Consider the following 25,853-nt stretch of genomic DNA (forward strand, 5'->3'; position numbering starts at 1 on the left):
AAAATTAAGCTGAATAATCTCTAGCAACAATAAATTTTGTTTTCACAGGTAATTTCTGTGCTGCAAGACGTAAAGCCTCTTTTGCAATCTCTTGAGATACCCCAGCGATTTCGAACATAATTCTACCTGGTAAAACCACGGCAACAAAATATTCAGGAGCACCTTTACCTTTACCCATACGAACCTCTAAAGGCTTTTTAGTAATAGGTTTATCTGGAAAAATCTTAATCCACATTTGACCCTCTCTTTTCATAAATCTAGTTGCAGCGATACGCGCAGCCTCTATTTGTCGAGATGTAATAAAACTTGTCTCCAAAGATTTTATACCGAACATACCATTTGAAAGCTGATGACCCCTTCCTGAGATCCCTTTCATCCTACCCTTCTGTGTCTTGCGAAACTTGGTTCTTTTTGGTTGTAACATTCTTTTACTTCTTTAAAAAATTACTTTCTACGACGTGGCTTCTTGTTACCATCTTGTTTTCCTGGACCCTTTGTTCCTTGACTCTTTTCCATCCCCACTAAAGGCGAAAGATCTCTCTTTCCATAAACTTCACCTTTCATGATCCACACTTTTATACCTAATCTTCCATAAGTAGTATGTGCTTCTTCTAAAGCGTAGTCTATATCTGCTCTAAAGGTTGATAATGGAATTCTACCATCTTTATAAGATTCAGAACGAGCCATTTCAGCTCCATTTAAACGACCAGAAATTTGAACTTTAATACCTTCTGCATTCATACGCATTGCAGCGGCAATAGCCATTTTAATAGCACGTCTAAAAGAAATTCTATTTTCAATCTGTCTCGCTATACTGGCCGCTACTAAATTAGCATCCAATTCTGGCCTCTTGATTTCAAATATATTGATCTGAACTTCTTTATCTGTAATCTTTTTTAATTCTTCTTTTAACTTATCAACTTCCTGGCCACCTTTACCTATGATGATACCTGGTCTTGCTGTAGTTATTGTAATAGTTATAAGTTTTAAAGTACGTTCAATGATTACTCTTGACACACTAGCCTTCGCTAAACGTGCATGAACGTATTTTCTTATTTTACTATCTTCGGCTAATTTATCACCGTAATCATTTCCACCATACCAGTTAGATTCCCATCCTCTAATGATACCTAAACGAATTCCGATTGGATTTGTCTTCTGTCCCATACTCTAGCTTTGTACATTATTGTTAGAATCCAATACTAGTGTAACATGATTGGAACGTTTTCTAATTCTGTGTGCTCTACCTTGAGGTGCCGGTCTAAGTCTTTTCAACATAGCGCCACCATCAACTCTAATTTCCTTGATAAAAAGATCAGCGTCTTCAATACTTGCATCCTCGTTTTTTGCTTGCCAGTTAGCAATTGCCGATAAAAGCAATTTCTCTAACTTACGAGAAGCCTCCTTAGAATTGAACTTCAAAATTGCTAAAGCTTTTTCAACTTGTACCCCTCTTACCAAATCAGCTACTAAACGCATCTTTCTTGGTGAGGTTGGACAATTATTTAATTTTGCGAAAGCAACTTGTTTTTTCTCTGCCTTAATTCTTTCGGCCATTTGTTTTTTACGAACTCCCATAGCTTACTTTTTACCTTTATTTTTCGAACCTCCGTGACCTCTAAAAGATCTTGTCGGTGAAAATTCTCCTAACTTATGACCTACCATGTTTTCAGTAACATAAACAGGTACAAATTGTCTTCCATTGTGTACAGCGATAGTTTGACCAACAAAATCTGGTGTTATCATTGAAGCTCTAGACCATGTTTTTATAACAGGCTTTTTACCAGAATCAATATTCTGTTGAACTTTTTTGTCTAAACTAAAGTGAACGTAAGGTCCTTTTTTTAGTGAACGTGCCATTTTTTTCTACTTTTTATTTCTTTCTACGTTCTATTATATATCTATTTGTAGCCTTGGTCTTCGAACGAGTTCTATATCCTTTAGCAGGAATACCGTTTCTAGATCTTGGATGACCACCTGACGCTCTACCTTCACCACCACCCATTGGGTGATCGACAGGGTTCATTGCTACCGGTCTTGTTCTTGGTCTTCTTCCTAACCATCTGCTTCTACCTGCTTTTCCAGAAACTAATAACTGGTGATCAGAATTTGAAACAGCTCCAATAGTTGCCATACATGTTGATAGCACCAATCTAATTTCCCCTGAAGGAAGCTTTATGGTCACAAATTTACCATCCCTTGCTACTAACTGTGCAAACGTTCCGGCACTTCTCGCCATAACAGCACCTTGTCCAGGACGTAATTCTATACAAGAAATAATTGTTCCTAAAGGTATTACACTTAATGGAAGCGCATTTCCGATTTCTGGTGAGGCCGTTTCGCTTGCCGAAACCTCTTGCCCTACCTGTAATCCGTTCTGTGCTACAACATACCTTTTCTCTCCATCAGCATACGCTACTAGCGCAATAAAAGCTGATCTATTTGGATCGTATTGAATAGATTCTACAACAGCAGCACCTTGCTTGTCTCTTTTAAAATCGATTACACGATACCTTCTCTTATGACCTCCACCCTTTTGACGGATAGTCATTTTTCCCTGACTGTTTCTACCTCCGGACTTTTTTAACGGAGCGAGTAAGCTCTTCTCCGGCTTATCAGTAGTAATCGCGTCGAATCCGTTTACTACTCTAAAACGCTGTCCTGGAGTGATTGGTTTTAATTTTCTAACTGACATTTTTTGTCTTTAGTCTTTATTATAGATTACTGTAATAATCAATCATATCTCCTTCTTTCACATCAACAATTGCCTTTTTAAACGCATTTGTCTTCCCGTGCTGAACACCCGTCTTCGTGTAACGAGTTTTTCTTGAAGGACCATAATTCATAGTTCTCACTTTATTCACTGAAACTCCATAAGTTGCCTCAACTGCTTCCTTGATCTGTAGCTTATTTGCTTTCGGGTTTACAATAAAACCGTAACGATTATGCAACTCGCTATCTGCAGTCATTTTCTCAGTAATAATAGGCTTAATTAACACACTCATGACTCTACTGTTTTGTTAAGTTAGCTTCAATTCCTTCTAGAGAACTCTCTAGAAGCACAATATTGTTAGCATTTAAAATTTTATAAGTGCTTAAATCTGAACTAGTTAGAACTTCAGACCCCTTTAAATTGCGTGACGACAAATATACATTATTATTTGAATCACCCAACACAAATAAAGATTTTTTATTTTCTAATCCTAATGACTTTAAAATTGCAATAAAATCTTTGGTTTTTGGAGCCTCAAAATTAAAATCTTCTACTACCAAAATTGCCTTTTCATTAGACTTAATACTAAAGGCAGATTTTCTAGCTAAACGCTTAACGTTTTTATTTAATTTTTGCTTATAATCTTTAGGTCTTGGTCCAAATATACGTCCACCACCTCTAAAAACTGGAGACTTAATACTACCCGCACGAGCGGTACCTGTACCTTTTTGCTTTTTAATTTTTCTGGTACTACCTGCTATTTCAGCTCTTTCTTTGGTCTTGTGTGTACCTTGTCTTTGATGTGCTAAATATTGTTTCACATCTAAATAAACTGCATGTTTATTTGGTTCTATACCGAATACAGCGTCAGAAAGTTCTATATTTCTACCTGTTTCTTTTCCTTTGATATCTAAAACTGCTACCTTCATTACTTCTCAATAGTTACGTAAGCGTTCTTATGACCAGGTACACAACCTTTTAACACTACAAGGTTCTTTTCTGGAACAACTTTTAAAACTTTAAGGTTTTGAACAGTTACCTTATCTCCACCCATTCTACCGGCCATTTTAATGCCTTTAAAAACACGAGCTGGATAAGAAGCTGCTCCTACAGAACCTGGTGCTCTTAGTCTATTATGCTGACCGTGCGTTGCTTGACCAACCCCAGCAAAGCTATGGCGTTTCACAACACCTTGAAAACCTTTACCTTTTGAAGTGCCAATAGCATCTACAAATTCACCTTCTACAAAAAGATCTGCACCAATGGTGTCTCCTAATTTATAGCTTCCTTCAAAATCTCGAAATTCAATGACTTTTTTCTTTGGAGAAACACCTGCTTTTTTAAAATGACCTGTTTCGGCCTTGTTAGCACGTTTTTCTGCCTTGTCATCGAAACCAAGCTGAAGGGCACTGTACCCGTCTACCTCTAAGGTTCTGACTTGGGTAACTACACATGGACCTACTTCGATTACTGTACAAGGAATATTTTTCCCGTTTTCATCGAAAATACTAGTCATGCCTACTTTTTTTCCTATTAACCCAGACATATTTAATTAAATTAACATTACTTGTTTATACTCTTTTTTTATTTGGCAAAAAATAAGGGTCAAAAATAAATCGACCCTGATTTTATTTTTTCCGTTTTTCCCTTGCACGCAGCTCAGGACATTTTAACTAATTCAGATTTCTGAATTAAGAATTCTGAATTATACCTTTATTTCAACCTCTACACCACTTGGCAGCTCTAATTTCATGAGCGCATCGATAGTTTTAGAGGAAGAACTGTAGATATCTAAAAGTCTCTTGTAAGAGTTTAACTCAAACTGCTCTCTTGACTTTTTATTTACGTGCGGTGAACGCAATACCGTAAATATCTTTTTATGTGTTGGTAATGGAATTGGACCAGTTACCACAGCGCCCGTAGTTTTTACGGTCTTTACAATTTTTTCAGCAGATTTATCCACTAAATTATAATCGTATGATTTTAGTTTTATTCTAATTTTTTGACTCATTTTCCTAAAATTAAGCGGTTATTCCTTTTGCTGCTTTGATAACTTCTTCAGATATATTTGAAGGTGTCTCCGCATAATGTGAAAATTCCATAGTTGATGTTGCTCTACCAGATGACATGGTTCTTAATGCTGTAACATAACCAAACATTTCTGATAATGGCACTTCACCTTTAAGAACTTTCGCTCCTGCTCTATCACCCATGCTATTGATCAAACCTCTTCTTCGGTTTAAATCTCCAACAATATCACCCATATTTTCTTCAGGTGTCAATACCTCAATCTTCATTATAGGCTCCATGATCACAGCACCAGCAGCTTTACCTGCGGCTTTGTATCCCATTTTAGCTGCTAACTCAAAAGAAAGTGCATCAGAATCGACAGGGTGGAATGAACCATCTGTTAAAACTACCTTCATGGTATCCATTTCATAACCAGCTAAAGGACCAGCCTTCATTGCGGCTGCAAAACCTTTCTGTACCGATGGAATGAATTCTTTTGGAATACGACCCCCTTTAATTTGATCCACAAATTGTAAGCCTTCTCCAACAAAATCAGCATCAGCAGGTCCCATCTCAAATACGATGTCACCAAACTTACCACGACCACCAGATTGCTTTTTATAGGTTTCTCTATGGCCAGCATTTTTAGTTAAAGCTTCTTTGTATTCAACCTGAGGCTGCCCTTGATTTACTTCAACTTTAAATTCACGTCTTAAACGATCTACAATAATATCCAAGTGAAGTTCTCCCATTCCAGAAATAATGGTCTGCCCAGAGGCTTCATCAGTTCTTGCTGTGAATGTCGGATCTTCTTCCGCTAACTTAGACAAAGCCATACCTAACTTATCTACGTCAGCCTTTGTTTTTGGCTCTACTGCAATACCAATTACTGGATCAGGAAAATTCATACTTTCCAATACAATAGGATGCTTTTCTGCAGATAAAGTATCGCCTGTTTTAATATCTTTAAAACCAACAGCTGCACCAATATCTCCTGCTTCAATAAAATCAATTGCATTTTGCTTATTCGCATGCATTTGATAAATTCTTGAAATACGTTCTTTATTACCAGAACGATTATTTAATACGTAAGAACCAGCGTCTAAACGCCCAGAATACGCTCTAAAAAATGCCAAACGACCTACAAAAGGATCCGTAGCAATTTTAAAAGCCAAAGCCGCAAATGGCTCCTTAACATCTGGCTTACGACGTTCTTCTTTATCAGTATCTGGATTCACCCCGATAACACTCTCTCTATCTAACGGAGAAGGTAAATAACGACAAACCGCATCCAATAAAAACTGAACCCCTTTATTTTTAAACGAAGATCCACAAATCATTGGTATGATACTCATATCCATAACTGCCGCTCTTAAAGCTGCGTGAACCTCTTCTTCTGTAATAGAATTTTCATCCTCGAAGAATTTTTCCATCAAGCTTTCGTCATACTCGGCTACTGCCTCAATAAGGTTAGCTCTGTATTCTTTAACTTCAGCCTTCATTTCTTCAGGAATATCCACAACATCAAAAGTTGCTCCGAAGTTATCTTCATGCCAAACTATAGCTCTGTTTTTTACCAAATCAACAATTCCTCTGAAATCAGCTTCATCACCTATTGGCAATACAATTGGAACTGCGTTTGATTTTAACATTTCTCTGATCTGCTTACAAACTTCAAGAAAGTTAGACCCTTGTCTATCCATCTTGTTCACAAAGCCTAATCTTGGAACTTTATAATTATCAGCAAGTCTCCAGTTAGTTTCAGATTGTGGCTCAACGCCATCCACTGCACTAAACAAGAACACTAAACCATCCAAGATACGAAGCGAACGGTTTACTTCAACCGTAAAATCTACGTGGCCCGGAGTATCAATAATATTAAAATGGTAGTCTTTTGCTTCTGCTGTTGGTAGTGCATTTTCTTTAGGAAAAACCCATGTACACGTGGTAGCAGCCGAAGTAATAGTAATACCACGCTCTTGCTCCTGCTCCATCCAGTCCATAGTTGCAGCACCATCATGAACCTCTCCGATTTTATGACTTACCCCTGTGTAAAATAAAATACGTTCAGTAGTCGTCGTTTTTCCGGCATCAATATGAGCAGCAATACCTATATTTCTAGTAAATTTTAAATCTCTTGACATGTCTGATAATTAAAATCTAAAGTGAGAGAAAGCCTTATTGGCTTCTGCCATTTTGTGAGTATCTGTTCTTTTCTTAACCGCAGCACCTTCTTCTTTGGCTGCTGCTAATATCTCCCCAGCTAACTTTTGTGACATAGCTTTCTCGTTTCTTTTACGAGAGTAACTAATTAACCACTTCATTGCTGTTGAAATTTTTCTGTCCGGTCTAATCTGCATCGGAATTTGAAAGGTAGCCCCACCAACTCTTCTACTTCTAACCTCTACATGCGGCATAACATTAGAAAGAGCATCTTTCCATATTTCTAAAGCCGTTTTTTCTTCGTCCGTTTTCTTTTCTGCTACGATATCAATCGCATCATAAAATACTTTGTATGCTATTGACTTTTTACCATCCCACATCATCATATTAACGAAACGAGTTACTAACTGGTCGTTAAATCTTGGATCTGGCAAAAGAGGTCTCTTTTTAGCCTGTTTTTTTCTCATTGCTTCTGTTTAAAGTTTGATTACTTCTTAGGTCTTTTAGCACCATACTTAGATCTACGTTGGGTTCTTCCAGCAACACCTGCTGTATCTAAAGCACCTCTAACGATATGATACCTAACACCTGGTAAATCCTTAACTCTTCCGCCCCTTACTAATACTATCGAGTGCTCTTGTAAATTGTGACCCTCACCTGGGATGTATGCGTTTACTTCCTTACCATTTGTTAACCTAACCCTTGCAACTTTACGCATTGCAGAATTTGGTTTCTTTGGTGTAGTTGTGTAAACACGAGTACAAACCCCTCTTCTTTGAGGACACGAATCTAAAGCAGCCGATTTACTCTTCTTAGTAATCGTGGCCCTTCCTTTTCGTACTAATTGTGAAATTGTTGGCATACTATAATTGTATCTATATATAATTTACCCTTTTTTAAGGGTCGGCAAATGTAGTAATATTTCGTGATAATTCAAACTTAGAGTAATTTATTTTGAATTATTTTTTTGATCATGAATTTACAAGAAATAATTATTGCGTTCTTATTTCCCAAAAATGAGCTTTTTTGCCTTCCCGAAAACACAATTCGTCATCAGCGGTAAAAACAAGCAAAAATCTACCTAAGTCGAATTTTTAAGAAAAATAATTTCCCGTTTTTGTTTTTTTTAAATTTTCTTTAGAAATATAATTTGAAACCTACTAAAAATTTTGATTTAACATATATTTGCAGTGATGGAAAGCAACACTCAAATTTACGGTATAAGGGCTATTTTAGAAGCGATTAAAGCAGATAAGCCCATTGATAAGGTATTTATTCAAAAAGGCTTAAAAGGCGATTTATTTAAAGAGCTCGAAACTTCGATCCGTAAAAACGGAATTAATTCATCGTACGTGCCGATTGAAAAGTTAAACCGACTTACCAAAGGCAATCATCAAGGTGCGGTAGCTAATATATCGCCTATCACGTTTTACGAACTTGAAAATTTAGTCGAGAAAGTTAAAGCGACCAAAGAAGCTCCCCTATTTTTATTATTAGATCAGCTTTCTGACGTTCGTAATTTTGGTGCTATTATCCGAACCGCAGAATGCACTGGTGTCGACGGAATTATCATCCAGAAAAAAGGTGCTGCACCTGTTACTGCCGATACGATAAAGACCTCAGCAGGCGCTGCATTTAAAATTCCAATTGCCAAAGTAGATCACATAAAAGATGCTGTTTTTTATTTACAAGCTTCTGATATAAAAGTTATCGCTGCCACCGAAAAAACAGAAACTAGTCTTTATGATGTAAATTTTAAAGAATCATGTGCTATCATCATGGGGTCTGAAGATCTGGGGATTTCTCCTTCTATTTTAAAAATCGTAGATGACAAAGCTAAACTGCCCTTACTAGGCGAAATAGGGTCTCTTAACGTTTCTGTAGCCTGTGGCGTATTCTTATATGAAGTTGTGAGGCAAAGGCGGTAAGTCAGAATGTCGAAAGTTGCTATAAAAGAGGCTTGGCTTAAACGTTAAATGAATTCTCTATTTTGGTTCTTCTTTGTAATGATACCTAATGGTAATACTTTGTTCCTCAAAAGTTTCTTCTGACTTTTTTTCTATAAAATTACCGTGTTCGTCAAAGTGTTGTAAAAACTCATCCTCTTCTTCATTAAAATCATCTTTTTCCCATTCGTATTTTTTAAGGTCTGGAATAGGTACCTTGATAAGTACCGCAAATAGTAGACCTGCTAAAAAACCTCCCAAATGCCCTTCCCATGAAATGGTAGTATCGATAGGAAAAATAAACCACAACATACTGCCATAGATGAAAACAACGATTAATGAAAGAGCCACTAATCGGTAATATTTAGTAAAAACCCCCTTGAAAAATATAAAACTAGCCAAAACATAAATTAAGCCACTAGCCCCAATGTGATACGATTCTCTGCCTATACACCAGGTTATAATTCCCGATAGTAAAATCCCATAAAAAAGAATCTTAAAAGCCGCCTTTCTATAAAAATACAAGACCGAACTCGACAAGAGCACTAAGGGTATAGTGTTATTATACAAATGCTCTATAGAACCATGAATAAAAGGGCTAAATAAAATACCTTTTAAACCCGAGAGCTTTCTAGGCAACACCCCGTAGGTATTGAAGTTCATCCCTAAACGCACTTCAATTAAAAAAACAATCCAAATCAAGAGCATAAGCGCTAATGGCACTAAAATTACCCTATTTGAAAACTTAAAATGTGTGATCTCTGACATGTTATATTCTATAACGCGGATTCGGCTAAAAAAAGTTTATTACTTAGCAATTAAAAAAAATTCGTGAGAATTAATTGATTTAAGTTCATTTTCTCCACATCTTTTTACAATAGGTCTCAAAAACGTCACCATAAAATACAAACCTGTTAAATTGTCATACCCATAATTTGTATTTTTGTGGCATGAATGAACCACTTGCAGAAAGAGTACGCCCAAAAACCCTAGATGACTATATTAGTCAAAGTCATTTGGTTGGCGAAAATGGCTCGTTAACACATCAAATTAAGAAAGGAATTATTCCTTCGTTAATTCTTTGGGGACCTCCAGGGACAGGTAAAACAACTTTAGCCCATATTATTGCTAAAGAAAGTGGAAGACCTTTCTATGCTTTAAGTGCTATTAACAGTGGTGTTAAAGATATTCGAGACGTCATCGATAAAGCCAAGCAAAGTGGCGGCTTATTTACCTCTAAAAATCCAATTTTATTTATTGATGAAATTCATAGATTCAGTAAATCGCAGCAAGATTCACTTTTGGCGGCTGTTGAAAAAGGTTGGGTTACGCTCGTTGGTGCCACAACAGAAAATCCAAGTTTTGAAGTTATTCCTGCACTACTTTCTAGATGCCAAGTATATATATTGAATGAATTTGGGAAAGAAGATTTAGAAGCGCTACTCCATAGAGCTTTGAAAGAAGACGGTATTTTAAAATCAAAAAAAATAACACTAAAAGAAACGGAGGCTTTACTGCGTTTGTCTGGAGGCGATGGAAGAAAACTATTAAATATTTTTGAACTCGTTATTCATTCGGAAAATTCAGATACGATTGTGATCACGGATGAATTGGTGATGCAAAAAATTCAAAAAAACACAGTTCGCTATGATAAAACTGGTGAGCAACACTACGATATTATCTCAGCTTTTATAAAATCTATTCGTGGAAGTGACCCGAACGCTGCTGTCTATTGGCTAGCAAGAATCATTGAAGGTGGTGAGGATGTGAAATTTATTGCACGGAGAATGCTGATTGCGGCTTCTGAAGACATTGGCCTGGCAAACCCTACGGCTTTAGTTATGGCCAATACCACTTTTCAAGCTGTTACTACCATTGGATACCCTGAGGCGCGTATTATTTTGAGTCAATGTGCTATTTATTTGGCGACCTCCCCAAAAAGTAATGGAAGCTATATGGCAATAAATAATGCTTTGAACACCGTAAAACAAACCGGCGATTTATCAGTGCCTTTGCCCTTGAGAAATGCACCGACTAAATTAATGAAAGACATAGGCTATGGTGCAGACTATAAATATGCACACAACTATCAAAATAATTTCGTGGAAGCCGAATTTTTACCTAAAGAAATTTCAGGCACATCATTCTATGTTCCCAATAAAAATCCGAGAGAAGACGCTATTAAAGAGTTTTTAAAAAATAGGTGGAAGGGCAAGTACAATCTTTAAAATTTGATTCTTAAAGATTTCACTAGGAGTGTCGTATCTTCATAATACTCAAAAAACCATGCTCCCTTTTCACCCGCATAAATAATCCCTGAATAGCCATTGATTTCTTCGGCCAAAAAAATATTGGATTTTGATGTAGCCAACATTTTCATTACTATTTTTGGAGAACTATCTACCAGTTGATAGCCGTTTTCAATAGGTTGCGCATAGTAGTCCACTTCTGAAATGCCTGTGTTTTCGAGGGGTACTACTTTTACTATTTGTTCAGCAATACTCGCACTATTTTCGGCCTCCCGATTTTTAAGCGCTCCACTAGACGACTTTGCTTCTGAGCCAGCATTCTGAACTTTAGGGGCTATATTTTTTACATCGTTTTGAAAAGAAACGACTACTGGTTTTGATGCTTGTTCTGTGTACTGGTAATTCATAGTATTTAAGGAGCTTAAGGCATTTTTAATAGCCTCATTATAAGAGCCTTTATATTCTTTAATTTTACTTGTGCCCTCAGCGGTCGTATATACTATTTTCGTTTGACAATCTTTAAAAGCAATGGCTGTTTTAGTCGTAAACATGTTCGAATTATTGACTAAAACTACCAAAAGACCTAAGCATCTATTAGCGTTTAGTTCACTAGGCAAATCGTCATCATAGAAGACATTAAAGCCTTGATTCTCGAGAACGTATTTTACCAAAGTACTTGTTTGATATTGGTTTTCTTCCTTAAAAGTTTCGAACTGTTTAGGAACAATAATGTATTTATAGTTGTTCAATTGTTCTTGAGCAAAAGATGTTGCCGTAACAATTAGCAGTAACAAGATGCTATATTTTTTCATGTAGAAGTATGGTATTATTTCTTGCCCCAAGATATAATATTAAAACCAAATTGAAATGATGCGTAGCGAGAATCTGCAATATTCCTGTAGCTCAAAAGATTATCAGCCATAAGATACATGTTTACAGCACCCATCTGGATACTTCCGCCCAATCCAATATTGGTAGCAGAAAATTTATCGACGGTATAGGTGCTTTTTAATGACATTATAGTTCCAAACCTGTATTGATAAAAAGCGGTCAAGGCTGCTTGCGGTCCACGCGGTCTGTTGATGGCATAAAGATGAGCTCCAAAACTATTTTTATACAGCTGTCCTCGATTATTACCTCCCACTGTAGAGGTACAATAACAATTTTCTCTAGATTCAATTTGTTTGCCAAAATCACGACGGATCGATGCATTTAGTTTTGTTGGCCTAAACGTGAGGTAATTTTCACTGGACTCCGTGTAAGGCACCAAAGCTTCTAATTCATCCACTAAATTTCGCCATTGATCCTCAGGGTTATTTAAATCGGCGGGAATAAAAAAGGATATTCCTTCTGTACTTGCTGTACCCCTTAAGGAATAGGTTCGCGTATCTTTGGTATGATAAATAAAGCCTACATCTAATACACTTGCTGTAACCGTTGTTCTTTGGTCTAAGTTGTAGGTAAAACCGGCATCAAAACCTAGTCCTAAATTACCCCCTAACAAAGCTCTTTTGGTTAAAATACTTGAAATTCCCGAACCATTAGCTACTGCATCGTCATCTAAAACATCTTTCAGTTCAAAAATGCCTGAGGTTCTAATTTCTATATCTGCGTCTAAAGTAGTTCTGAGTAGGTTATTCTGACCTTCGGTAGTTAAAAAATATCCTTTGTTCTTTGTGGAAGAAAAATTTAGAAAACTAGCATATAGTTTAGCTCGAATACCCACTGATAACTGATTTGATACTCTTTTGTTGATCCCAAAATGATATACATTCAAGATTTCTCCTCTGGTTTTCAAATGACTTAAATCAAATTTTTTATTTAAATTATTTGTATTTCCTTCATAGGCTAACTGCGCATAATCCTTAAAATAATAGCCAATAGCATCTCCTTCATTATAGGCCCCGAAAGAGTAGAATACGTCGTCATTTTTTCGACTTCTAAAGCCTATATTTATTAGTTCTATTTGGTACGTACCACTGAGCTCATCTCTAAAACTCATGCCATTAATAACCTTTTCTCTAAATTTAGTATTAAAGTCTACACCGTCAACAGCAAACAAGTCATTTGAAGTGATTCCACTACTTCCTGCTTGAAAACTAATGCCCGAAATTAAAGGAATACCTGCATACCATTTAAAAGAAGTAGCCATACCAGGATTCAATAACAAGGATTGTGGTACCTCGTTAAAATCGTAAAGCAACTGCTTGTTTTGCCCTACACAAGTTACACTGAATAGCATAAAAAGGATGGTAAGCCTCAGTGTTTGCCTCATTCTACTAATCTTAACTTAAAGCTTGCGCTAGACTTAAAAATTAATTTAGGGTTTGAGAGTGATGAAACACTAGTATTATCGCTAGCATTCACATAGGTTAATTGAATGCTCGACGTATTTCTTATAATCGCTATGTTTCGGCCAGAAGGTGGCCCGTATGCCACTTCTAACTCACTTGTGGTTTCTGGCGGTGCTGCTAAAGCCGTGACTTGAAAAGAATCTAAAGGGACTCCCGAGGCATCAAGAAAATCAATTTGCACCTGCATATTTTTACTCGTTGTATTTTCTAATTGAAATTTGACAGACCCTGAAATTACCTTGTCGGAAAATATACTGGAGGTAAAGGCATCGAAATTAATGTTTTGAGTAATTGTACCCGGTGAAGTACTATTAATAATCGCCTCTGTAGTTTCTACATACACTATGGATCCCGACACGTCTGGAATAACTTCTAGGTCTTTAGCTTGATTAAAATCTTGTGGTTCAGAACAAGAAAATAAAAAAAGAAAACAAAGACTATAAAAAAATATAAGTGGGTTTATTTTTTTCATAAGAAATCATAAAGACGAAAATTAAGGTTCGCCATAGGTGACTGTGTTCTACTATGATAACTCTATAAGTACGATTTTATTTCATTTAAGTCTGTAATCATGATAGATAAATCGTGTTTTTCTTCTTGATGAGCATTAAAATGTAGTGTGTGAATGCCTATCGCCTGCGCCCCTAAAATATCTGCTTCCAAACTATCACCAATCATCATGGCTTTTTCTGGTAGTACATTTGCCTTTTCCAGTGCCAGTTTAAAAATAATAGGATTCGGTTTTTTTACCCCTGCCATTTCTGCATTTATGATAATGCTAAAATAATCGAAGATACCTGCATTGATCATTTTTTTATCTTGAATCTCTTGAAACCCATTGGTGATAATGTGCATCTTGTACTTGGGTTTTAAATAATTTAAAACTTCAATGGTATTAGGAAAAAGATGGTTGTAATTCGTTAAATTTTCAATATACTCTTCTGCCAAACGATTGATGGTGGCGTCAGACACCTTCATTTTTAAGGTATCAAAAGTTAATTTTAACCGTTGGTATCGCAAATCTGATTTACTGATTTTTTCATCTCTAAACAGTTTCCAAAAAATTAAATTATTAGGTACATACACCTTGAGGAAATCGGCCAACTCAACCTTCACCTCATTCGCAGCTAAAATTTTTTCAAAGGTTAAGGCTGAATTTTTCTCAAAATCCCACAACGTATGATCTAAATCAAAAAAAACATCAGTTACTTTAGTATTAAACATTGTAATTTTTTAAAATATGTTCGTAAATTTCTTTCCATGAAACGCTGTTGGCTTCTCCAAACAATTCGTTCGAAAAAACAGTGGTAAAATTACCATTAACTTGATGAACTTGCTCGTAAAGTGATGCTAATTTTTCTTGAATTTCCTGACTATCTTTCATTTTTAAAAATGAATAATCATGAGCGGCAAAAGGGTGGATTTTGATGGGCTGTTGCACTTCTAAATTAATATCATAGAAATAAAATGGATGCGCTGTACTGGCACGAAAACCTAATTCGTGCGTATATCCCATGGTATAATCATCTGTAAATTCTGCAGCTACCAAATCTCTATAGGTTAAGGGGATATCTACCCTATTGTATCTCATCCGAGAGGAATTTACAGGCCTATTGATGACATTAGAAAGTGCCTTTTTTTCTTTTTTGAGTAAGCTTACATTGCCAAAGGAACTGTACGAAGCGCTTAATGACACTTTGCTATAGTCCGATATAGATTTGATAAGATAAATAAATTTATGGTTATGTGTCGATACGTTTTTGTCGAAGGTTGAATAGGCGGCAAATTGAAAAAAATACAAGCAAGTGATATCATATTTTTTATGAGAAGCAATAAACCAATCATAGTTGTTATAAGGATCTTTTTGCGGGTAAAACCAAACGTTAATTCTTTCTGCAACGCGTTTAAATCTCAAACCAGTAAAATCTAAAAACAAACCCGCGAAACTACGAACTAAACCTCTATGAGCATAACAATGCGAAGCGGTCACATCCAAAATAGAAGTATAGGCATACTTCTTTGGATTGGATTGCAGGTCTGGGAAACGCTCTTTTAATTTTTTAAGTACTTTTAAAGCCCAAATATCAACAACAGGCAATGCTAAGAATTGATTTTTATAGGCTAGGCTTTCGGTAGGTGGAAACCTACCATGGCTATCTTTTACATGCGGTAAATATTCTTCATACCTACTTAATAAATAAAAACTCGCTGAAAAAATATCAAAAGGAATACTACTGCGTTCTCCAGCATTAAAAAAACAGGGAACTCCTTCCCAATCACCCACCTTAATCTGCAAATCATTGATTCCTTGTTCAAACAATAAATCGTTACTTCTGACAAAAAATTCGTTTTGTAGCGGAAGCTTCGTATAGGTAATTTTAGCACCAGAATGCTTTATAAAATCTTCTACTTTTGCTGTAAATAAAATTTCAATACCCAAAATACGCTGAAATATTTGTTTCATTACGAAACTAAATCTAGGCGTTATTTTATGCGTATAAATTAAAAGCATATTTTTTAAATTCTAAGTTGAACATCACGGAATTAGGTTGGCTAAAGTATATTGTCATCTGCAAAACTAAAATATTCAGTTTGTGTGATAATCAGGTGGTCTAAAACCTTAATATCTAATCCTGTCGCAGCATTTTTAATTTTTTCTGTAATTTGCTTGTCAGCCTCACTTGGCTTCAGTGTACCCGAAGGATGATTATGCGCCAGAATCATGGCTACAGCACCTAGTTCCAAGGCTTCTTTCATAATTAACCTTACATCTACCAAGGTTCCTGTGATAGAGCCTTTACTTTGCTGAACGCTTTGCAAGACTTTATTAGAATTATTCAAATAAACAATCCAGAACTCTTCATGAGGTAAATCACCCAAAAAAGGATGTAAAAGTTCAAAAACACTTTTGCTACTGGTGATTTTTGTAATTTTTTTGACATTTTCTCCTCTTCGCCGCCTTCCAATTTCTAAAGCTGCTGCAATAGCCACGGCTTTAGCTTCTCCAATCCCCTTAAACTGCATTAATTTTTGAACCGATAAAGTACCTAATTTGTTGATGTTATGATCAACAGATGCCAAAATTCTTTTGGATAGTTCTACAGCACTTTCATTTCTGTTACCCGAACCAATTAAAATGGCAATTAACTCTGCATCAGACAACACTGATCTACCTTTGAGCATTAGCTTTTCTCTTGGCTTATCATCGTCTGACCAATTTTTAATGGAAAACGAATTTTGGTTTTCTTGCATTGGTTAAAGATAATAAAGAATTTATTTAGAATTAATGTGTTAATTCGTATTCGGTAGACAGTTATAGTGAGCAGTTCTATACCAGTAACTCCTAAAAACTGCTTGCTGCATAGTACAACTACCTACTCCTTAAGCTTCTACACGCTCTTTTAATGCCTTTAAATCTAAACCTCCATAGGTGCCAGAACTCATTAACAAAAGTACGGTATGGTCTAAACTTTGGCCGTTTACAAACTTTTGCAATTCGTCTGAAGTGGTAAAAATATTCAAATCTTCACGCTGAAAAGCGGTTCTAATTTGTGCCTCTGAAACAGGCGCTAATTTTTTTATGGCCACTGATTCGGGCAAATAGAAAACAATAGGCATATCGGCTGCATTTAAAGCACCGTTGTATAGTTTTATAAATTCAGGATTAAAGCTGCTGTAGGTGTGTAATTCTAATAAGGCAATTAATTTACGCTCCGGATATTGTTCTTTTACTGCTTTTGTAGTAGCCGCCACTTTACTAGGCGAGTGTGCAAAATCTTTAAAGACTACACAAGTTGCACTTTCGGCAATTTTCTCTAAGCGTTTTGATGCTCCTTTAAAGGTGGCGATGGCTTCATAAAAATCATCCTCATCAACCCCCATGTTCTGGCAAATCCATTTTGCACCGGAAAGATTGCTTAAATTATGGGCTCCAAAAACTTCAATAGGCATTAAGCCTTCAGGAGTTTCTAATAAGGTTTCTCCGTTTTCAACGCTATACTGAGGAACTGTATAGGCTAATTTTCTAATCGCATTTTCGGAAGCCTGTACTACCTTACACACATTTTCATCGTCTTGGTTATAGGTAATACTGCCCCCTTTTACAATACTATCCACAAAAATTTGAAACTGTTCTACGTAATTTTCAAAGCTTGGAAATACATTGATATGATCCCAAGCTATGCCGCTTATTAAGGCAATATTAGGTTTGTACAAATGAAATTTTGGTCTTCTGTCTATAGGAGAAGACAAATATTCGTCGCCTTCTAAAACTATAAAATCGTTCTCTTCGGTTAAGTGCACCATACGTTCAAAGCCATCTAATTGTGCTCCAACCATATAGTCTACCTCACGACCATGATATTTTAAAACATGCAAAATCATGGAGGTAATCGTAGTTTTCCCATGGCTCCCGCCAATCACTACTCTTGTTTTATTTTTCGATTGCTCGTATAGAAATTCTGGATAGGAATAGATGGGCAATCCTAATTCTTGTGCTTTTAGTAATTCTGGATTATCTGCTTTAGCGTGCATTCCTAAGATAACAACGTCTATAGCATTTGTGATTTTTTCAGGAAACCACCCAAACACCTCTGGCAATAAGTTTTTTTCTGCTAATCGAGTTTTGGAGGGCTCAAAAATAACGTCATCGCTTCCTGTGATGGTATCCCCTTTATGGTTTAATGCTAAGGCTAGATTGTGCATAGCACTTCCACCAATGGCAATAAAATGTATGTTCATGTAACGTAAATTATACGGCAAAGATAAGAATAGAAAAGTCGTATTCAAATTGAAACCTATTTCATTCTTTATTTTTACCTTAGGTGAAAATTTACAAAATGAATTTAAAGTTATCTGAAATAGTTGCCCAAGAAATTATGCCTGGTTACCACGGCAAACTCGTCCACACGAAAAACATGAGCTTAGCTTTTTGGGAGGTAGAAAAAGATGCCGTAGTGCCGGAACATTCGCATGTTAATGAGCAGGTGATGCAGGTTTTAGAAGGGAAGTTCGAATTTACTTTAAACGGAGTAACCAAAATTTATGAACCGGGTGATTTAGTAGTGATTGGTTCTTTTGTGCCCCATAGCGGAAAGGCACTCACCCCTTGTAAATTAATGGATGTTTTTAGTCCGACAAGAGAGGAATATAAATAAACGCCCCCTAACCCCCAAAGGGGGAATTAAAAACTCCCCTCTCCGTAGGGAGCCGGGAGTTTAAAAAAAATATAAATAATTTTTAAAAAATGAACATCTCTTTAAAAGGTAAAAAAGCCTTAGTCGGCGGAAGTAGCGATGGTATCGGAAAAGCAATTGCTATTCAACTTGCCGAATGTGGCGCTAGTGTAACTTTGGTCTCTAGGTCTGAAGATAAATTGAAAAAACTATTAAAAACACTTGCTAGCACTGACGGACAAAAGCACCAATACATCCTTGTGGACTACACTAATTTTGACGATTACAAAACTAAAATTTCGAGTTTTTTTAAAACGAATTCTATAGATATTTTAGTGAATAATACCCAAGGACCTGCCGCTGGAAATACCTTAGAGAAAAATACTGAGGATTATCAAGCGGCATTCGATTTACTGTTTAAAAATACCGTTTTTACCACTGAATTGGCCCTTGAAACTATGATCAAAAACAAATGGGGACGTATCATTAATGTGGCTTCTGTTTCTGTAAAAGAACCCTTATCGTATTTAGCCCTATCCAATACCATAAGAGCCGCTGTGGTTACTTGGGGAAAATCTTTGGCTGGTGATGTTGGCCCCCATCAGATTACCGTAAATAGTGTATTAACGGGTTTTTTTGACACCAACAGAATTGCACAATTAAACGCGAGCAAAGCCAAGCAACTACAGATTTCAGAAGCAAAAGTGCGACATGAAATGGAAGAAAAAGTAGCCTTGAAACGTATTGGAAAACCAGAAGAATATGGGTATTTAGTGGCTTTTTTAGCTTCGGATCATGCCGCCTATATTACAGGAACTTCTATCCCGATTGATGGTGGACTTTTAAAAACTTTATAAAAATTGTGTGCAGGATTCAGTGTTCAGTATAATCAAAAAAAAAAAAACTGTGCACTGTTACGGTACACTGCTCGCTTTTTAATAATCTGATGTAACTTCACTCACCGAAATCAGGGTTTTACGCATTTTAACTTGTAGGTACATTGGTTATCATTCATATTTGCTTTAAAATTTAAATGAATTCTTTATGAAAACAGCATCGCTTCTTATTGCCCTTCTTATATGTACTCAGCTGGTGACTGGTCAAGAAAATTCAGATTCCTACGAGGTACTATGGAAACAAGTGGCACAATTTGATACTGAAAATCTACCGAAATCAGCACAAAAAGTAGTCGGTGTGATTACAGAAAAGGCTAGAAAAGAAAAAAATACGCCGCAGCTCGTTAAGTCACTTATCTATGCATCAAAATATACCTTAACACTCGAAGAGGAAGCACAACTAAGCATCATAAACGATTTTAAATCTGAAATTGAAAAAGCAGAATTGCCCACAAAAAATATTTTGGAAAGCTATTTAGCCAATTTATATTGGCAGTACTTTCAACAAAATAGATATTTATTTTATAATCGTACAGAAACTGCTGAAAAAGTAGATAGTACTGATTTTAGAACTTGGGATTTAACGACACTTTTTAATGAAATAAGCATACATTTTGAGGCTTCTTTACAAAATAGCGCTGCCTTACAAAAAATAAAAGTTTCAGATTTTGACGTGATTTTGAATCAACAAAAAAATTCTGAAAAATACCGCCCTACACTTTATGATTTATTAGCGCATACCGCTTTAAACTTCTATAAAACAAGTGAAAATAGTATTACAAGACCTGCAGCTAAATTTGAAATAGATCGCATTGATCTCTTGTGTGAAGGGTATCAATTTATCCAAAAAGAAATTAAAACTACGGACGAAACTTCCTTACAAGCGAAAGCATTATTGATGTATCAAGAATTATTAAAATTTCATACCCAAGATACTTCTCTAGAGGCCTACACGGCTATAGATATTGAACGTTTACAATTTATTAAAGAAAATGCCACTTTTGCTGACAAAGAACTACAGTATATATCCGTATTAAAAAATTCGGCAGAGCAGGTCAAAACAAATGCCATTTGGGGCCTTTACCAACATGAAATAGCGGCACAGTATCAACAGTGGGGCATGCAATATGAGCCAAAGCATCAAGAAGAATACCGCTGGAAACTTAAAGAAGCTTTGGAAGTATCCGAAGCTATTATTTTAAAATACCCTGAAAGTGTTGCTGCAGAAAAAAGCAAAAGCTTAATTGCCTCTATTTTGAGCAAAGAGCTAAGACTTACCAATGAAACCTATATTCCTATAAACGAAATTTCAAAGCTACTCATTCAACATAAAAACATAGACCTTGTAAGCCTTACTGCGTACAAAAGTAGTCCTGAACAACTAGAAAAATTAAATAACTTTTATGATAAGGATGAAAAAATAGCATTTATAAAATCGTTAAAACCCCATAAAAATTGGAGTTCCATTTTAAAAAATGAGGGGGATCACCAAAGCCACCGTAGCGAAGTTGCAATCCCTGAATTAAAAAACGGCTATTATATTTTGGTCGCGACCAGCAATCCTGATGCTATAGATTCTTTTGCCTATAGCGGTTTACAAGTCACAAATATGGCCCTTGTTGAATCACAAAACGATAGGACGCACACCTTTCAAGTAATTGACAGAACTAATGGAAAACCTATAGCTGGCGCATCTTTACAGTTAAATTACAGGATTAATTACGATAAAAAATTCTTATCTAAAACCTTCACAGCTGATGCTAAGGGTCAAATACACATCTCAAAATCTTTAGAAAATTGGACAGAGATTAAAGCCAAAGTTAGCTACGCCAAAGAAACTGCTCTTTTTAGTCCCTATTATATTAATAGCGACTATACTAACAACCCCTCTAAAGAGATCAGCTATTCTTGTTTTTTATTTACGGATCGCAGTATGTACAGACCTGGTCAAGCGCTTTATTTTAAGGGTATTGCAGTGTCTAGAACTGCGGACAAACAAGCTGTTTCACCAAATACTACAGTTATAGTATCACTCTATGATACGAATGGTCAAGAAGTTGCACAGCAAACGTTAAAAACCAACGCCTATGGGTCTTTTGCTAGTGAATTTATGCTTCCAAATAACGGTCTTACGGGTAATTATAGCTTGCGCGTAAACTCAACTCAAGTGAACATCAATGGATATACTAGTTTTACTGTTGAAGAATACAAAAGACCAAAATTCGAGGCTACTTTTCTACCAGTAACGGAAACCTACAAAGTAAATGATGTCATTACTGTAAAAGGTAAAGCTCTGGCCTATGCCGGAAGTACTATTACCGATGCTAAGGTAAGCTACCGCGTAAAACGCGTAGTGAATTTTCCTAGGTGGTATTATTGGTATCGCCCTTATTTTAATTCCACGCCACAAGAAATTACTTTTGGAGACACAACAACAGATGGTTCTGGTGAATTTAAAATTGATTTTAAAGCACTACCTGACACCAGCACTTCAGCAACTAATTTACCCACGTTCAGCTATGAGGTTACTGCTGATATTACAGATCTTAATGGGGAAACACACAGCGCTAGCACTACAGTACATGTGGGGTATCATGCGCTAACGGCCAGCATCGAAATGGCAAGCAGCATAGATAAAGATAATCCTGAACAACGAAAGCTGCGTATCGGCACCTATAACTTAAACGGACAATTTGTGGGGGCTAAAGGCACGCTTAAAGTCTATAAATTAAAAGCTCCAAATGATGTTCTTAGACCCAGAGTTTGGGCTGCGCCCGATTATGACACTTTTGGTGAAGAAAAGTTTAAGACCTTATTTCCACATGATGCGCATAACAATGAACACGATAGTAACCAATGGGAAAAGGAAAAATTAGTTTGGGAAACGACTTTTGATACCGAAACGTCACAAGAAGTAAAGCTACCCAATCTTAAAAAATGGAGGTCTGGCAAATACATGATCGAACTAGAAACAAAAGATACATTTGGTCAAATCGTCGAAGAAAAGGCACAAACAAGATTGTTTAGTGACAGTGATAAATTTCCTGCGGATAATGAATTATTTACCATGACGTCCGATAAAACAAGTTATGGCATTGGTGATACCGTAATATTAAAATTAAGCAGCGCTGCGAAAGACCTTTTGGTCACCGTTTCTATTGAAAAAGACAGGGAAATCATCGAGACTAAAATTGTGAAACTATCCCGTAATTCTGAAACACTGACCATTCCTGTACACAAGGAAGATATAGGCGGGTTTGCGGTGAACTATAGTTTCTCGGCTTTTAATTATTTTCAATCTAATTCTTTAGTGATTCCAGTACCTTATCCATCTACAGATTTAGAGGTTGAAACCCTTACTTTTCGTGATCAATTACAACCAGGTACAGATGAAACATGGTCGTTTAAAATAAAAGGCGCAAAAGGCGATCAGGTTACGGCTGAACTTTTAGCCAGTATGTATGATGCTTCTTTAGATGCTTTTAAACCACATAACTGGAATTTTCATCCCTTAGACCAACCCTATTATTATTCAAATCGACGCAGTAATGCCACTCAAAGTTATGGGATAAATGGTTTTAGGACCTATTGGAATTTTGGTGAGGGTTATTATTACAAACCACAGTATTATGATGCTTTTGATTGGTTTGGATTGCAGTTTGGGAATTCGTACTTTGCCTATGGTCGCGCACGTAGTACGGCAAAAAATAGTTCTGGCGCACCTATTGAAATGGAACTGGCAGCATCTGCCATGGATATGGAAAATGATATGTCGGCTTTGGATGAAACAGTGGTTGTTGGTTATGAAGTAAAAAATGATACTACTGAAAAACCAACTAAAACTGATTTTGATGCTATTAAAATCCGAAAAAACCTGCAAGAAACCGCTTTTTTCTTTCCGCAATTACAAACTGATGCAGCAGGAAATGTCTCATTTAGTTTTACCACACCCGAGGCCCTAAGCCGATGGAAGTTGCAGTTGGTAGCACACACCAAAGACCTGCAAAGTGCTACCCGAACCTTACAAACGGTGACCCAGAAAGAGTTGATGCTAACACCTAATGCACCTCGTTTTTTAAGAGAAGGTGATACCATCATCATTAGCTCAAAAATTGCTAACCTCACAGACAAAATTTTAACTGGAGCTGCCAAATTGGTACTAACGGATGCCCTTACCAATAAAGAAATTAATTCCTTAATTTCAGGCGGTGAGCAAAAAGAATTTAGGGTCGATGCTAGCGGCAATACGCAAGTTTCTTGGACGCTTAACATCCCTAAAGGCTTACAAGCGGTACAGTATACAATAGTAGCTAAAGCAGGCGATTTTAGTGATGGTGAACAAAATGTATTGCCTGTTTTAACCAACCGAATGTTGGTAACAGAGTCATTACCTATGTGGGTACGTAGCAATCAAACTAAAACTTTTAGCTTAGATAAGTTGCAAAAAACGACTTCGACTTCGCTCAGCCACCATACGTTGACCTTAGAAGTAACCTCTAATCCGGCTTGGTATGCGGTACAGGCACTACCCTATTTAATGGAATATCCGTACGAGTGCAATGAGCAAACCTTTGCGCGGTATTATGCCAATAGTTTAGCTAGCTATGTTGCGAATAGCAACCCTAGAATTCAAGAGGTCTTTAACCAATGGGCTTCTTCAGGCGCTATGCTCAGCAATCTTGAAAAGAACGAAGAATTAAAATCGCTTTTAATTCAAGAAACACCTTGGTTGCGCGATGCCCAATCAGAGACCGAACAGAAAAAACGTATAGCATTGCTTTTTAACTTGAATAAAATGAACGCTGAACAAGCAACAGCCATGAAGAAATTAGAGCAAAATCAGCTCTCCTCAGGTGCTTGGGCTTGGTTTGCCGGCGGTAAAGAAAATCGGTACATCACACAACACATGGTTACAGGTTTGGGGCATTTAGATAAATTGACTTCTACTCAGCTCAATCAAAGCTCGGTGGCTGAACAAGCTCGAAGCCAAATGATTATAAACGCAATTTCGTATTTAGACGCTGAATTTATTGCTGAGTACGAGTATATGAAAAAGCGCACTTCAAACATCAATAACGACCATTTGAGTACTACGCAAGTGCATTACTTATATATGCGAAGCTTTTTTAAAGACCTTAAACCGTCTAAAAAAGTTGCTGAAATTATTACTTATTATCAAGGACAAGCACAGAAATACTGGAAAAAGAAAGATTTATATACCCAAGGGATGCTTTCCTTAGTACTGTATCGGATGAATGATACCATGACGGCGAAGGCTATTATAAAATCCTTAGATGAAAATAGTATTACTAGTGAAGCCTTAGGCATGTACTGGAAAGAAAACACCAGCTCTTGGTACTGGTATCAAGCACCGATAGAAACGCAGAGTTTATTGATTGAAGCCTTTTCTGAAATTCAAAATGACCTTGCTACTATTGACAATTTAAAAATATGGTTGTTAAAAAATAAGCAAACGAACCAATGGAAAACTACTAAAGCAACTACCGAAGCTGTTTATGCGCTTTTATTACAAGGCAGCGATTGGTTGTCGGTTACTGATGCCGTTGAAGTTTTAGTTGGTGGAGAAAAAATAAATTCTACAAAACTAGAAAATGTAAAGGTAGAAGCTGGCACGGGCTATTACAAAACCTCTTGGAATAAAGATGAAATAAAGCCTAAAATGGGCGAAATTCAAATGAGCAAAAAAGGAAATGGTATTGCCTGGGGCGCTTTATACTGGCAATATTTTGAGGACTTAGATAAGATCACCTCAGCGGAAACACCTTTAAAATTAAAGAAGAAATTATTCCTTAAAAAAAACACAGCCACAGGAGAACAGATAAGCGAAATAACTGCACAAACAAAACTAAAGCTTGGCGATGTCGTTCGAGTTCGGATTGAGTTACGGGCTGATCGTGATATGGAATTTATTCATATGAAAGATATGCGCGCTGCTGGTTTTGAGCCGATTAACGTACTATCTCGCTACAAATGGCAAGATGGTTTAGGCTACTATGAAAGCACAAAAGATGCCAGTACCAACTTCTTTTTTGATGATCTACCAAAAGGCGTTTATGTTTTTGAATACGATGTACGGGTAAATAACGCAGGAGATTTTAGTAACGGAATTACCACCATTCAAAGCATGTATGCCCCTGAGTTTAGCAGTCATAGTGAAGGGATTCGGGTTCATATAACCACTGAATAGATTGTTGAATGGTACTACCTGATGGGTAATTTGATAGTTTAGGGTATAGCCATATTTCTATAGGCAACACCTTTCTAGGTCATATCGCCACCTATGTGGTTAAAGTAAAGCCCTTTTAGTGTTTACTGAACACGGCTACT

General features: G+C 36.5%; 25 protein-coding genes. 5 read left to right on the plus strand and 20 right to left on the minus strand.

What is annotated here, in order from left to right:
• Positions 1–4: 4 nt before the first annotated feature.
• The 12 genes from rplP to rpsL all read right to left on the minus strand — a co-directional run bounded on the left by rplP (position 5) and on the right by rpsL (position 7,748).
• Positions 5–424, minus strand: coding sequence for a 50S ribosomal protein L16 (gene rplP / locus GQ45_RS07045; RefSeq protein ID WP_047416269.1), 420 nt, complete (start codon positions 422–424; stop codon positions 5–7).
• A 20-nt stretch (positions 425–444) separates the two neighbouring features.
• Positions 445–1,167, minus strand: a complete 723-nt coding sequence (rpsC, locus tag GQ45_RS07050; protein ID WP_047416271.1) for a 30S ribosomal protein S3 — start codon at positions 1,165–1,167, stop codon at positions 445–447.
• Positions 1,168–1,170: 3 nt separating this feature from the next.
• Positions 1,171–1,578, minus strand: coding sequence for a 50S ribosomal protein L22 (gene rplV / locus GQ45_RS07055; RefSeq protein WP_047416273.1), 408 nt, complete (start codon positions 1,576–1,578; stop codon positions 1,171–1,173).
• A 3-nt stretch (positions 1,579–1,581) separates the two neighbouring features.
• Complete coding sequence (gene rpsS, locus GQ45_RS07060) at positions 1,582–1,860, minus strand: 30S ribosomal protein S19 (RefSeq protein ID WP_047416275.1); 279 nt, start codon at positions 1,858–1,860, stop codon at positions 1,582–1,584.
• A gap of 13 nt (positions 1,861–1,873) precedes the next feature.
• Positions 1,874–2,695 carry a 50S ribosomal protein L2 gene (gene rplB, locus GQ45_RS07065; RefSeq protein ID WP_047416276.1) on the minus strand — a complete coding sequence of 274 codons (822 nt, stop codon included), beginning with the start codon at positions 2,693–2,695 and terminating at the stop codon, positions 1,874–1,876.
• 19 nt (positions 2,696–2,714) lie between these two features.
• Positions 2,715–3,005 (minus strand): 50S ribosomal protein L23, encoded by a 291-nt coding sequence (gene rplW, locus GQ45_RS07070; RefSeq protein ID WP_047416278.1) that lies wholly within the window; start codon positions 3,003–3,005, stop codon positions 2,715–2,717.
• 4 nt (positions 3,006–3,009) lie between these two features.
• Positions 3,010–3,642: a 50S ribosomal protein L4 gene (gene rplD / locus GQ45_RS07075; RefSeq protein WP_047416279.1), complete on the minus strand. Its 633-nt coding sequence runs from the start codon at positions 3,640–3,642 to the stop codon at positions 3,010–3,012.
• A complete protein-coding gene (rplC, locus tag GQ45_RS07080; RefSeq protein ID WP_047416281.1) occupies positions 3,642–4,259 on the minus strand; it encodes a 50S ribosomal protein L3 in 618 nt (205 codons plus the stop codon). Before rplC ends, rplD begins: the two co-directional genes overlap by 1 nt.
• 159 nt (positions 4,260–4,418) lie before the next feature.
• Complete coding sequence (gene rpsJ, locus GQ45_RS07085; protein WP_047416283.1) at positions 4,419–4,724, minus strand: 30S ribosomal protein S10; 306 nt, start codon at positions 4,722–4,724, stop codon at positions 4,419–4,421.
• Positions 4,725–4,734: 10 nt separating this feature from the next.
• On the minus strand, positions 4,735–6,867 hold the full coding sequence (gene fusA / locus GQ45_RS07090; protein WP_047416285.1) for an elongation factor G: 2,133 nt from the start codon (positions 6,865–6,867) through the stop codon (positions 4,735–4,737).
• 9 nt (positions 6,868–6,876) lie between these two features.
• Positions 6,877–7,353, minus strand: a complete 477-nt coding sequence (gene rpsG, locus GQ45_RS07095) for a 30S ribosomal protein S7 (protein WP_047416287.1) — start codon at positions 7,351–7,353, stop codon at positions 6,877–6,879.
• A 20-nt stretch (positions 7,354–7,373) separates the two neighbouring features.
• Positions 7,374–7,748 carry a 30S ribosomal protein S12 gene (rpsL, locus tag GQ45_RS07100; protein ID WP_013305196.1) on the minus strand — a complete coding sequence of 125 codons (375 nt, stop codon included), beginning with the start codon at positions 7,746–7,748 and terminating at the stop codon, positions 7,374–7,376.
• A 331-nt stretch (positions 7,749–8,079) separates the two neighbouring features.
• Between rpsL and rlmB the strand changes: the two genes are divergently transcribed.
• Positions 8,080–8,814, plus strand: coding sequence for a 23S rRNA (guanosine(2251)-2'-O)-methyltransferase RlmB (rlmB, locus tag GQ45_RS07105; RefSeq protein ID WP_047416292.1), 735 nt, complete (start codon positions 8,080–8,082; stop codon positions 8,812–8,814).
• 57 nt (positions 8,815–8,871) lie between these two features.
• On the opposite strand, the gene GQ45_RS07110 is transcribed toward rlmB, so the two are convergent.
• Positions 8,872–9,600: a rhomboid family intramembrane serine protease gene (locus GQ45_RS07110; RefSeq protein ID WP_047416294.1), complete on the minus strand. Its 729-nt coding sequence runs from the start codon at positions 9,598–9,600 to the stop codon at positions 8,872–8,874.
• Between the two features lie 182 nt (positions 9,601–9,782).
• Here GQ45_RS07110 and GQ45_RS07115 point away from each other — a divergent pair, with 182 nt between their 5' ends.
• Complete coding sequence (locus GQ45_RS07115; RefSeq protein WP_047416296.1) at positions 9,783–11,060, plus strand: replication-associated recombination protein A; 1,278 nt, start codon at positions 9,783–9,785, stop codon at positions 11,058–11,060.
• Here GQ45_RS07115 and GQ45_RS07120 read toward each other — a convergent pair.
• The 7 genes from GQ45_RS07120 to murC form a co-directional block, all read right to left on the minus strand.
• A complete protein-coding gene (locus GQ45_RS07120) occupies positions 11,057–11,893 on the minus strand; it encodes a hypothetical protein (protein ID WP_047416299.1) in 837 nt (278 codons plus the stop codon). The two genes, GQ45_RS07115 and GQ45_RS07120, sit on opposite strands and share 4 nt — an antisense overlap.
• Positions 11,894–11,907: 14 nt before the next feature.
• Entirely contained in the window at positions 11,908–13,356 is a 1,449-nt protein-coding gene (locus GQ45_RS07125) for a DUF5723 family protein (protein ID WP_047416301.1), read from the minus strand.
• Positions 13,353–13,907: a hypothetical protein gene (locus GQ45_RS07130; RefSeq protein WP_052188148.1), complete on the minus strand. Its 555-nt coding sequence runs from the start codon at positions 13,905–13,907 to the stop codon at positions 13,353–13,355. Before GQ45_RS07130 ends, GQ45_RS07125 begins: the two co-directional genes overlap by 4 nt.
• 62 nt (positions 13,908–13,969) lie before the next feature.
• The gene (locus tag GQ45_RS07135) at positions 13,970–14,659 is read right to left on the minus strand and encodes a YjjG family noncanonical pyrimidine nucleotidase (protein ID WP_047416303.1); all 690 of its coding nucleotides are present in this window, start codon (positions 14,657–14,659) and stop codon (positions 13,970–13,972) included.
• A complete protein-coding gene (locus GQ45_RS07140) occupies positions 14,652–15,899 on the minus strand; it encodes a polysaccharide deacetylase family protein (protein ID WP_369798280.1) in 1,248 nt (415 codons plus the stop codon). Before GQ45_RS07140 ends, GQ45_RS07135 begins: the two co-directional genes overlap by 8 nt.
• Before the next feature lie 89 nt (positions 15,900–15,988).
• Entirely contained in the window at positions 15,989–16,687 is a 699-nt protein-coding gene (gene radC / locus GQ45_RS07145; RefSeq protein WP_047416306.1) for a DNA repair protein RadC, read from the minus strand.
• 129 nt (positions 16,688–16,816) lie between these two features.
• On the minus strand, positions 16,817–18,175 hold the full coding sequence (murC, locus tag GQ45_RS07150) for a UDP-N-acetylmuramate--L-alanine ligase (protein ID WP_047416308.1): 1,359 nt from the start codon (positions 18,173–18,175) through the stop codon (positions 16,817–16,819).
• 98 nt (positions 18,176–18,273) lie between these two features.
• Here murC and GQ45_RS07155 point away from each other — a divergent pair, with 98 nt between their 5' ends.
• From GQ45_RS07155 to GQ45_RS07165, 3 genes are all read left to right on the plus strand, one after another.
• Positions 18,274–18,591 carry a cupin domain-containing protein gene (locus GQ45_RS07155; RefSeq protein ID WP_047416309.1) on the plus strand — a complete coding sequence of 106 codons (318 nt, stop codon included), beginning with the start codon at positions 18,274–18,276 and terminating at the stop codon, positions 18,589–18,591.
• An 89-nt stretch (positions 18,592–18,680) separates the two neighbouring features.
• Positions 18,681–19,466 carry an SDR family oxidoreductase gene (locus tag GQ45_RS07160; protein ID WP_047416311.1) on the plus strand — a complete coding sequence of 262 codons (786 nt, stop codon included), beginning with the start codon at positions 18,681–18,683 and terminating at the stop codon, positions 19,464–19,466.
• 187 nt (positions 19,467–19,653) lie between these two features.
• Complete coding sequence (locus GQ45_RS07165; RefSeq protein ID WP_047416313.1) at positions 19,654–25,713, plus strand: alpha-2-macroglobulin; 6,060 nt, start codon at positions 19,654–19,656, stop codon at positions 25,711–25,713.
• Positions 25,714–25,853: the final 140 nt, after the last annotated feature.

It is taken from the genome of Cellulophaga sp. Hel_I_12 (assembly GCF_000799565.1).
GTDB lineage: Bacteria > Bacteroidota > Bacteroidia > Flavobacteriales > Flavobacteriaceae > Cellulophaga.

What these genes read in the sequence shown, in the direction of transcription:
- rplP (WP_047416269.1), bottom strand. Translation starts at nt 424, where the DNA reads ATGTTACAACCAAAAAGAACCAAGTTTCGCAAGACACAGAAGGGTAGG.
- rpsC (WP_047416271.1), bottom strand. Translation starts at nt 1,167, where the DNA reads ATGGGACAGAAGACAAATCCAATCGGAATTCGTTTAGGTATCATTAGA.
- rplV (WP_047416273.1), bottom strand. Translation starts at nt 1,578, where the DNA reads ATGGGAGTTCGTAAAAAACAAATGGCCGAAAGAATTAAGGCAGAGAAA.
- rpsS (WP_047416275.1), bottom strand. Translation starts at nt 1,860, where the DNA reads ATGGCACGTTCACTAAAAAAAGGACCTTACGTTCACTTTAGTTTAGAC.
- rplB (WP_047416276.1), bottom strand. Translation starts at nt 2,695, where the DNA reads ATGTCAGTTAGAAAATTAAAACCAATCACTCCAGGACAGCGTTTTAGA.
- rplW (WP_047416278.1), bottom strand. Translation starts at nt 3,005, where the DNA reads ATGAGTGTGTTAATTAAGCCTATTATTACTGAGAAAATGACTGCAGAT.
- rplD (WP_047416279.1), bottom strand. Translation starts at nt 3,642, where the DNA reads ATGAAGGTAGCAGTTTTAGATATCAAAGGAAAAGAAACAGGTAGAAAT.
- rplC (WP_047416281.1), bottom strand. Translation starts at nt 4,259, where the DNA reads ATGTCTGGGTTAATAGGAAAAAAAGTAGGCATGACTAGTATTTTCGAT.
- rpsJ (WP_047416283.1), bottom strand. Translation starts at nt 4,724, where the DNA reads ATGAGTCAAAAAATTAGAATAAAACTAAAATCATACGATTATAATTTA.
- fusA (WP_047416285.1), bottom strand. Translation starts at nt 6,867, where the DNA reads ATGTCAAGAGATTTAAAATTTACTAGAAATATAGGTATTGCTGCTCAT.
- rpsG (WP_047416287.1), bottom strand. Translation starts at nt 7,353, where the DNA reads ATGAGAAAAAAACAGGCTAAAAAGAGACCTCTTTTGCCAGATCCAAGA.
- rpsL (WP_013305196.1), bottom strand. Translation starts at nt 7,748, where the DNA reads ATGCCAACAATTTCACAATTAGTACGAAAAGGAAGGGCCACGATTACT.
- rlmB (WP_047416292.1), top strand. Translation starts at nt 8,080, where the DNA reads ATGGAAAGCAACACTCAAATTTACGGTATAAGGGCTATTTTAGAAGCG.
- GQ45_RS07110 (WP_047416294.1), bottom strand. Translation starts at nt 9,600, where the DNA reads ATGTCAGAGATCACACATTTTAAGTTTTCAAATAGGGTAATTTTAGTG.
- GQ45_RS07115 (WP_047416296.1), top strand. Translation starts at nt 9,783, where the DNA reads ATGAATGAACCACTTGCAGAAAGAGTACGCCCAAAAACCCTAGATGAC.
- GQ45_RS07120 (WP_047416299.1), bottom strand. Translation starts at nt 11,893, where the DNA reads ATGAAAAAATATAGCATCTTGTTACTGCTAATTGTTACGGCAACATCT.
- GQ45_RS07125 (WP_047416301.1), bottom strand. Translation starts at nt 13,356, where the DNA reads ATGAGGCAAACACTGAGGCTTACCATCCTTTTTATGCTATTCAGTGTA.
- GQ45_RS07130 (WP_052188148.1), bottom strand. Translation starts at nt 13,907, where the DNA reads ATGAAAAAAATAAACCCACTTATATTTTTTTATAGTCTTTGTTTTCTT.
- GQ45_RS07135 (WP_047416303.1), bottom strand. Translation starts at nt 14,659, where the DNA reads ATGTTTAATACTAAAGTAACTGATGTTTTTTTTGATTTAGATCATACG.
- GQ45_RS07140 (WP_369798280.1), bottom strand. Translation starts at nt 15,899, where the DNA reads ATGAAACAAATATTTCAGCGTATTTTGGGTATTGAAATTTTATTTACA.
- radC (WP_047416306.1), bottom strand. Translation starts at nt 16,687, where the DNA reads ATGCAAGAAAACCAAAATTCGTTTTCCATTAAAAATTGGTCAGACGAT.
- murC (WP_047416308.1), bottom strand. Translation starts at nt 18,175, where the DNA reads ATGAACATACATTTTATTGCCATTGGTGGAAGTGCTATGCACAATCTA.
- GQ45_RS07155 (WP_047416309.1), top strand. Translation starts at nt 18,274, where the DNA reads ATGAATTTAAAGTTATCTGAAATAGTTGCCCAAGAAATTATGCCTGGT.
- GQ45_RS07160 (WP_047416311.1), top strand. Translation starts at nt 18,681, where the DNA reads ATGAACATCTCTTTAAAAGGTAAAAAAGCCTTAGTCGGCGGAAGTAGC.
- GQ45_RS07165 (WP_047416313.1), top strand. Translation starts at nt 19,654, where the DNA reads ATGAAAACAGCATCGCTTCTTATTGCCCTTCTTATATGTACTCAGCTG.